Annotated in this window: 6 protein-coding genes; 4 read left to right on the top strand and 2 right to left on the bottom strand. The window is 69.8% G+C overall.

What is annotated here, in order from left to right; all coding sequences use genetic code 11:
• The 3 genes from A612_RS04305 to lspA all read left to right on the top strand — a co-directional run.
• Nucleotides 1–746: bifunctional riboflavin kinase/FAD synthetase (locus A612_RS04305; RefSeq protein ID WP_019373319.1), on the top strand; the 746-nt coding region annotated here is incomplete at its 5' end.
• Between the two features lie 102 nt (nucleotides 747–848).
• On the top strand, nucleotides 849–3704 hold the full coding sequence (gene ileS / locus A612_RS04300; RefSeq protein WP_019373318.1) for an isoleucine--tRNA ligase: 2856 nt from the start codon (nucleotides 849–851) through the stop codon (nucleotides 3702–3704).
• The gene (gene lspA, locus A612_RS04295) at nucleotides 3704–4234 is read left to right on the top strand and encodes a signal peptidase II (protein WP_019373317.1); all 531 of its coding nucleotides are present in this window, start codon (nucleotides 3704–3706) and stop codon (nucleotides 4232–4234) included. The genes ileS and lspA overlap by 1 nt, the downstream gene beginning before the upstream one ends.
• A gap of 27 nt (nucleotides 4235–4261) precedes the next feature.
• Here the strand turns inward: lspA and A612_RS04290 are convergent, their stop codons facing one another.
• A complete protein-coding gene (locus A612_RS04290) occupies nucleotides 4262–5890 on the bottom strand; it encodes a methyl-accepting chemotaxis protein (protein WP_051001423.1) in 1629 nt (542 codons plus the stop codon).
• Nucleotides 5891–6153: 263 nt separating this feature from the next.
• Here A612_RS04290 and A612_RS04285 point away from each other — a divergent pair, with 263 nt between their 5' ends.
• Nucleotides 6154–7827: a Na/Pi cotransporter family protein gene (locus A612_RS04285; protein ID WP_019373315.1), complete on the top strand. Its 1674-nt coding sequence runs from the start codon at nucleotides 6154–6156 to the stop codon at nucleotides 7825–7827.
• An 18-nt stretch (nucleotides 7828–7845) separates the two neighbouring features.
• Here A612_RS04285 and A612_RS04280 read toward each other — a convergent pair.
• A partial coding sequence (locus A612_RS04280; RefSeq protein WP_040436014.1) for a bile acid:sodium symporter occupies nucleotides 7846–8147 on the bottom strand: 302 nt, incomplete at its 5' end.

Here is an 8147-nt window from a genome sequence, read left to right as displayed (position 1 = left end):
GGCTGGCGAGCCTGTCGGCGCAGGATTTCATCGAGCAGGTGCTGGTGCGCGGGCTGGGGGCACGCTACGTGCTGGTGGGCGACGACTTCCGCTTCGGCCGCCAGCGCGCGGGCGACTACGCGCTGCTGGACGCCGCCGGGCGCGCGCACGGCTTCGAGGTGGCGCGCATGAACAGCTACGAGCTGCACGGCGAGCGCGTCTCCAGCACCGCCGTGCGCGAAGCCCTGGCGGCCGGCGACATGGACGAGGCGGCGCGGCTGCTGGGCCGGCCCTATTCCATCTCCGGCCACGTGGTGCACGGGCGCAAGCTGGGCCGCCAGCTCGGGCGCTCGGCCGCCAGCGGCCCGCACCAAGACGGCTTTCGCACGCTGAACCTGCGCTTCTCGCACTGGAAGAGCGCCGCCAGCGGCATCTTCGCCGTGCGGGTCCATGGCCTGTCGCCCGAACCGCTGCCCGGGGTGGCGAACCTGGGCGTGCGGCCCTCGGTCGATCCCTCGGACGTGAACGGCGGGCGCGTGCTGCTGGAGACGCACTGCCTGGAGTGGCCGGCGCACCTGGGCGCCGAGGGGGCCTACGGTAAAATCATCCGCGTGGAACTGCTGCACAAACTGCACGACGAGCTGAAGTACGACAGCCTGGAGGCCCTCACCGCCGGCATCGCCCGCGATTGCGAGGAGGCCCGCGCGTTCTTCGCCGCCTCCGCCCACGCCGAGACCCGCCGCCAGACCACGCGCGACCGAATTTGACGGGGCCGCCGCCCCGCCAGGGCCGCGCGCCGGCCCGTGCCGCCCTCTCCCGCCCCGCCCGCCCGCGCGGGTCGCCGCACACCCTTGAAGGCACCCCTTCCCATGTCCGAACAGAACGCCAAGAACACCCCCGCGAGCAGCTATCGCAGCACGCTGAACATGCCCGACACGCCCTTCCCCATGCGCGGCGACCTGCCGAAGCGCGAGCCCCAGTGGGCGCGCGAGTGGGACGAGAAAGGCATCTACCAGAAACTGCGCGACGCCCGCCGGGGCGCGCCGAAGTTCATCCTGCACGACGGCCCGCCGTACGCGAACGGCCAGCTGCACATCGGCCACGCGGTCAACAAGATCCTCAAGGACATGATCGTCAAGGAGCGCCAGCTCGAAGGCTTCGACGCGCTCTACACCCCCGGCTGGGACTGCCACGGCCTGCCGATCGAGAACGCCATCGAGAAGCTGCACGGGCGCAACCTGCCACGCGACGAGATGCAGGCCCGTGGCCGGGCCTTTGCCACCGAGCAGATCGCGCAGCAGATGCAGGACTTCAAGCGCCTCGGCGTGCTGGGGGAATGGGACAACCCGTACAAGACCATGAATTTCGCGAGCGAGGCCGGTGAGCTGCGCGCGCTCAAGAAAGTCATGGAGCGCGGCTTCGTGTACCGGGGCCTGAAGCCCGTCTATTGGTGCTTCGACTGCGCCTCGTCGCTGGCCGAGTTCGAGATCGAATACCAAGATAAGCAGAGCCAGACGCTGGACGTGATGTTCCCGGCCGCCGAGCCGGAAAGACTCGCCGCCGCCTTCGGCCTGGCGACTCTGGACAAGCCGGCGTTTGCCGTCATCTGGACCACCACCGCCTGGACCATCCCCGCCAACCAGGCGCTGAACGTGAACCCGGAGCTGGAATACAGCCTGGTGGACACCGAGCGCGGCCTGCTGCTGGTCGCCAGCGCGCTGGTCGAGCAGTGCCTGGCGCGCTGGGGTCTCGAGGGCAGCGTGGTCGCCACGGCGCTGGGCCAAAAGCTCGACCACGTCAAGTTCAAGCACCCGCTCGCGCACGTGGCCCAGGCCTTCGACCGCTACTCGCCCGTGCTGCTGGCCGACTACGCCACGGCCGAGGACGGCACCGGCATCGTGCACTCCTCGCCCGCCTACGGCGTGGACGACTTCAACTCCTGCGTGGCCGACGGCATGCGCTACGAGGACATCCTGAACCCGGTGCAGGCGAGCGGCGTCTATGCGCCGGATCTGGGCCTGTTCGGCGGCCAGCACATCTGGAAGGCCGTGCCGGTCATCATCGACGCGCTGCGACTGGCCGGTCGGCTGCTCGACACCAAGACCATCACCCACAGCTACCCGCACTGCTGGCGCCACAAGACGCCCGTGATCTACCGCGCCGCCGCCCAGTGGTTCATCCGCATGGACGAGGGCGAGGGCGTGTTCACCGACCCGGCGCAAAAGCCCACGCAGACCCTGCGCCAGATCGCCCTCGAGGCCATCGAGCACACGCAGTTCTACCCCGAGAACGGCCGCGCCCGCCTGCGCGACATGATCGCCGGCCGGCCCGACTGGTGCATCTCGCGCCAGCGCTCGTGGGGCGTGCCGCTGCCGTTCTTTTTGCACCAGGAGACGGGCGAGCTGCATCCGCGCACCATGGAGATCATCGACCAGGCGGTGGAGATCATCGAGGCCGGCGGCGTCGAGGCCTGGAGCCGCGTGAGCACCGAGGACATCCTCGGCCCGGACGACGCGCCGCACTACACCAAAAGCACCGACATCCTGGAAGTCTGGTTCGACTCGGGCTCCACCTTCTGGCACGTGCTGCGCGGCACGCACGCCGGCATGCACCACGACGAGGGCCCGGAGGCCGACCTCTACCTGGAAGGCCATGACCAGCACCGCGGCTGGTTCCATTCGTCGCTGCTGCTGGCGTCCGCCATCTTCGGGCGCGCGCCCTACCGCGGCCTGCTCACGCACGGCTTCACGGTGGACGGCCAGGGCAAGAAGATGAGCAAGTCGCTGGGCAACACCGTCTCGCCCCAGGAGGTGAGCGGCAAGCTGGGCGCGGAGATCATCCGCCTGTGGGTGGCGGCAACCGATTACTCCGGGGATCTGGCGATCGACGACAGGATCCTGGCGCGCGTGGTGGACGCCTACCGGCGCATCCGCAACACGCTGCGCTTCCTGTTGGCCAACGTGAGCGACTTCGACCCGGCCGCCGACGCGGTGGCCGACGCGGACCTGCTGGAGATCGACCGCTGGGCGCTGGCGCACGCCGCGCGCGTGCAGCAGGAGATCCTGGCGCACTACAAGGTCTACGAATTCCACCCGGTGGTGGCGCGCCTGCAGCTGTTCTGCTCCGAAGACCTGGGCGGCTTCTACCTGGACGTGCTCAAGGACCGCCTCTACACCACGGCGCCGAAGTCGCTGGCGCGGCGCAGCGCGCAGACGGCACTGCACCAGATCACGCACGCCATGCTGCGCTGGATGGCGCCCTTCCTGTCGTTCACGGCCGAGGAGGCCTGGAAGGTCTTCGGCCACTCCGAATCGATCTACCTGGAGACCTTCACCGAGCTGCCGCAGGGCGACGCGGCGCTGCTCGCCAAGTGGCAGCGCCTGCGCGCCATCCGCGACGTGGTGAACAAGGAGATCGAGAACGTGCGCGCCGCCGGCACCGTCGGCTCGCCGCTGCAGGCGGTGGTGCGCCTCACGGCCGGCCCCGAAGACCATGCGCTGCTGGCCAGCCTGGGCGAGGACCTGAAGTTCATCTTCATCGTCTCCGGCGTCGAGCTGGTGGCGGGCGAGGCGCTGGCGGTGCAGGTCAGCGCCAGCCCCGACACCAAGTGCGAGCGCTGCTGGCACTGGCGCGCCGACGTGGGCCAGGACGCGGCGCACCCCACGCTGTGCGGCCGCTGCACCAGCAACCTCCACGGCGCGGGCGAAGCCCGGCTGCACGCCTGATGGCCCGCGCCGCGGGGGGCAGCCGCCGCGCGGGCGGCGCCAGCATGTGGCCCTGGCTGGCCTGGGCGCTGGTCATCTTCCTGGCCGACCAGTTCACCAAGACGCTGATCCTGGGCTACTACCGGCTGGGCGACGCCACGCCGGTGACGGGTTTTTTCAACATCGTGCGCGCGCACAACACGGGCGCGGCGTTTTCCCTGCTGGCCGACGCCGGCGGCTGGCAACGCTGGCTGTTCACCGGGATTGGCCTGGCGGCGGCGGCGTTCATCCTGTGGCAGCTGCGCCAGCACCCGGAGCAAAGGCTTTTTGCCTTCTCGCTGTCGAGCATCCTCGGCGGTGCGGTGGGCAACGTGGTCGATCGCCTGCAGCACGGCTACGTGGTGGATTTCCTCGATTTCCACTGGCCCTTCCTGTCGGGCATCTTCTACCGCGGCCACTTCCCGTCCTTCAACCTGGCGGACGTGGGCATCACGGTGGGCGCAGCCTGCCTGATCCTGGACGAGCTGCTGCGCGTGCGGCGCGCGCGCTGAAGGCGCCGCGCGCCAAGCCTGCCCCTTTCAGTGCGCCAATGCGGGGCGAGGCGCGCCCGGCGGGAGGGCGCCGTCGTCCTGCCCTTCCAGGCGGAAGCTTCCCGCCATCTGCGCCAGCTGCCGCGCCTGGTCCTGCAGCGCGCTGGAGGCGGCCGAGGTTTCCTCGACCAGCGCCGCGTTCTGCTGCGTGACACCGTCCAGGTGGGCCACCGCCTGGTTGATCTGCGCCAGCCCCTGGGATTGTTCGCGGCTTGCCAGCGCGATCTCGTCCACCAGGCGCGCGACGCGCTCAATCACGTCCACGATTTCCTGCATGGTCGCGCCGGCCTCGCCCACCTGGGCACTGCCGGCCCCGACCTGCGCGGTGGAGGCGGTGATCAGCTCCTTGATCTCGCGCGCCGCCGCGGCCGAGCGCTGCGCGAGCGTGCGCACCTCGCCGGCGACCACGGCAAAGCCCCGCCCCTGCTCGCCGGCGCGCGCCGCCTCCACGGCCGCGTTCAGCGCCAGGATGTTGGTCTGGAAGGCGATCGAGTCGATCACGCCGATGATGTCCGAGACGCGCGTGGAGGACGCGTTGATGGCCTGCATGGTGGCCACCACCTGCTGCATGGTCGCGCCGCCGCGCTGCGCGACGCCGGTGGCGGTGGCCGCCAGCTCGCTCGCCTGGGAGGCGCTGTCGGCGTTGTGCTGCACCGTGCTCGACAGCTGCTCGGTGGCCGATGCCGTCTGCTCCAGCGCGCTGGCCTGCTGCTCGGTGCGCGCCGCCAGGTCGTGCGTGCCCGCCGCCACCTGCGACGATGCCGCGGCGATCGCCACCGCGCCGCCGCTCACGCGCCCGATGGTCTGCGCCAAGTTGCTGCGCATGGTTTCCATCTGCAGCAGCATGGCGGCGATCTCGTCGCCGTCCTTCCCGCCGCGCCCGATGCGCTGCGCCAGGTCGCCCGCCGCGATCGCCTCGGCCGCACCGTTGGCCGCGCGAAAGCCACTCACCAGGCGCGCCAGCAGCGCCAGTCCCATCACCGATGCCGGCAACCCGAGCAAGAAGGTCGCGAACGCGAACACCCACAGCCCGGTTTCGTACCGGGCCTGGGCCGCCTGGTAGGCGCGGTCCGCCTGCTCGACCTGGTGCGCGCGGAAGCGCTGTGCGGCCACCACCATCTGCTCGCCGTGGGTGCGGCCGGCTTCCAGGAAACGTTCCATGTGCGCGGGCGCGTAGTCGCCCTGGCGCACGGCCTGCGCGGCAACGCCGAGTTCCGCCACCCAGGCCGCGCGCGTGGACTGCACGGCGGCGAACAGCTCGCGCTCCGCGCCCTCGCCCACCGCCGCGTCCATCGCCTGCAGGATCTGGCTGAGCCTGTCGCGGTTGGCTGCCAGCGTGTTCAGGTGGTCCTCCACCGGGTGCTGGTGGATGGCCGACAGCGGGTTGTCCGGCGCGTGCTGGAAGGCCAGCAGCAACTGCACCCGGTTCTGCACCGCCAGCGCCGAGACGTCGTCGGCCTGCAGGGCCAGTGCCATGGCGTGGCCGTGTACCGCCTTGAGGCTGTCGCGCGCCGAGGACAGGCCCCAGAGGCTGAGCCCGATGACGACCGCACCCGACAACCAGAACGCGCCAAGGATCAGGATGAAGCGGTGGGTGATGCGCAACCGGTTCCACATGGGGGCAGCCTCTGAAGGGAGAGTGAATTTGATACCTAATGTTACGCCGCGCAGCGCACCCCGGCCCAAAAGCCGGACCCGCGCGCCGGGATAAGCGCAGGAGCCGCTGGCGCACCTGGGGTTTCTGGTGAGGCAGCGCCGCGCAGGGCCCAAGCGGCGCTATGCTGCAGCGTTGGCCGCGCCCGGGAACAGCGGCCCGCCGCTGCATGCCCCCTGCCGGCGGGTCGGCGCCCGGGCGGCGGCCCTCGTTTTTCTGCCCATCCATGAAGCACCTGCTGAACCTGCTCGCCGCCGTCGCCCTGCTCGTCTGGGGTACGCACCTCGTGCGTACGGGGGTGCTGCGCGTGTTCGGCGCCAACCTGCGCACCATGCTGGCGCGCAGCCTCGGCAACCGCTTCACGGCGGCGCTCTCGGGCATCGGCGTCACCGCCCTGGTGCAGTCGAGCACCGCCACCTCGCTGATGACCGCCTCCTTCGTCGGACAAGGGCTGATCACGCTGCCGGCGGCGCTGGCCGTCATGCGCGGCGCCGACATCGGCACGGCCCTGATGGCGATGGTCTTCTCGCTCGACCTGTCGTGGCTGTCGCCGGTGTTCATCTTCGTCGGCGTGGTGCTGTTCATCACCCGCCAGGCCAGCACTGCGGGGCGCGTGGGCCGCGTCTTCATCGGCCTGGGGCTGATGCTGCTGGCGCTGGAGCGGGTGGTGCAGGCCACCGAGCCAATGCTCAGCTCACCCATCACGCCGCTGGTGCTCGAAGCCATCGCCAGCGACCTGATGACGGAGATCCTGATCGGCGCGTTGCTGGCGATCGTCTCCTACTCCAGCCTGGCGGTGGTGCTGCTGATTGCCGCCATGGCAGAGACCCAGGTGGTGCCGCTGGGCATGGCGCTGGGCATGGTGCTGGGCGCCAACCTGGGCAATGGCCTGGCGGCGGTGCTGACCATGGCGCGCTCCAGCGTCGAGGTGCGCCAGGTCACGGTGGGCAACATGGTCTTCAAGATCCTGGGCGTGGCGCTGATGGCGCCCTTCATCGGGCTGTGGATCCGCTATGTGGAGCCGCGCCTGCCCGGCACCTCGCACAGCGTGGTGTTGTTCCACCTGATCTACAACATCATCATCAGCGTCGGCTTCATCGGCTTCACGCAATGGGTCGCCAAGTGGGTCTCGCGCCTGCTGCCCAAGCCCGCCAAGGCCCAGGGCGACCGGCCGCACCACCTCGACCCTTCCGCGCTCGCCACGCCCTCGCTGGCGATCTCCTGCGCCGTGCGCGAGGCGCTGTACCAGGCCGACGTGGTCGAGACCATGCTGCTGGGCGTGATGGACGTGATCCGCAAGAACGACCAGGAACTGGCGCAGCGGCTGCGCCAGATGGACGACGAGGTCGACAACCTCTATTCCTCCATCAAGTACTACCTCACGAAGATCTCGCGCGACGACCTGGGCGAGGAAGAGAGCCGCCGCTGGGCCGACATCCTGAGCTTCACCATCAACATGGAGCAGATCGGCGACATCATCGAGCGCATCCTGCAGGACATCGAGGACAAGAAGATCAAGAAGGGCGTGCACTTCTCCGAGGCCGGCATGGCGGAGATCACCGAGCTGCACGAGCACCTGATCAGCAACCTGCGCCTGGGAATGAGCGTGTTCCTGAACGGCAACGTGCGCGACGCCCAGCGGCTGCTGGAGGAGAAGGTGCACTTTCGCAACCTGGAGCGTGCCTACGCGACCAGCCACCTGATCCGGCTGTCAGATCGCACGCTGCGCAGCATGGAGACCAGTTCACTGCACATCGACCTGATCAGCGACTTGAAGCGCATCAACTCGCACATCAGCTCGATCGCCTACCCGATCCTGGAGTCGGCCCGCCAGTCCCCGTCGCAGCGCTCCCAGCCGGCCGCCGAGGAGCTGCGAGAAGCGCAGGGCGACCATCCCTGAGCCCGACCGGCGCCGCGGCTACCCCACGGCAGCGGGCACGCGGCGCGCATAGCGCTGCGCCAGCACCGCGCAGACCATCAGCTGCAGCTGGTGGAACACCATCAGCGGCAGCACGATGGCGCCGGCCGCCTCGGAGTCGAACAGCACCTTGGCCATCGGCACGCCGCTCACCAGGCTCTTCTTGGAGCCGCAGAAGACGATGGTGATCTCGTCCTCGCGCGAAAAACCCAGGCGCCGCGCAATCCAGGTGGTAAAGCCCAGCACCAGGCCGAGCAGCACGGCGCACACCACCAGCAGCCCGGCCAGCGCCGGCAGCGGCA

The sequence above is a fragment of the Melaminivora alkalimesophila genome, assembly GCF_000282995.1.
Lineage (GTDB): Bacteria > Pseudomonadota > Gammaproteobacteria > Burkholderiales > Burkholderiaceae_C > Melaminivora > Melaminivora alkalimesophila.
This window is presented reverse-complemented; position numbering and strand designations above follow the sequence as displayed.